We start from the raw sequence: 518 nt of genomic DNA on the forward strand, positions 1-518 counted from the left end.
AGGAGGGCAGGCCGTCGGATTCGAAGATGATCGTCCACTTGTCGTGGTGGACCTGCCGATGGTGCTGTCCGCAGAGCAGGACCATGCTCGACAGTGCGGTGACTCCGTCGTTCTCCCACTCCGGCGCGTGGTGGCATTCACACCAGCTGGGTGGGCGGTCGCAGGACGGGAACGCGCATCCGCGGTCGCGGGCGACGAGGGCGCGGCGAATGGCGGGGGTGGCAGTGCGGCTGGCGCGGCCGACGTCGATGGGGACGCCCTCCGCGTCGAGGATGATCCTCGTGATCTCGGCGTCGCAGGTCAGGCGGCTGAGCACCCCGCGGGGCAGCGGCAGCCCCCACTCCGTGGTGGCCGGGTCGAGGCCGCTGCCCACGAGGGCACTCCAAGGCACCAGCACAGTCAGGTGCGGGCGCACCCCACCGGAGATCGGCACGGCCGCGCCGCTGAGGAGCCGGGTGGCGAGGTCGATGAGGGCGTCGGCCTGGCGGCGCCGGGGGCTGCGGGGGTCGGGGATGCCG

1 protein-coding gene is annotated in these 518 nt (G+C 73.0%); it reads right to left on the reverse strand.

What is annotated here, in order from left to right:
• On the reverse strand, positions 1–518 hold a 518-nt coding region (locus tag C1A33_RS27155; RefSeq protein ID WP_133150854.1), incomplete at both ends, for an HNH endonuclease signature motif containing protein.

The organism is Frankia canadensis, from assembly GCF_900197875.1.
Taxonomy (GTDB): Bacteria; Actinomycetota; Actinomycetes; order Frankiales; family Frankiaceae; genus Frankia; species Frankia canadensis.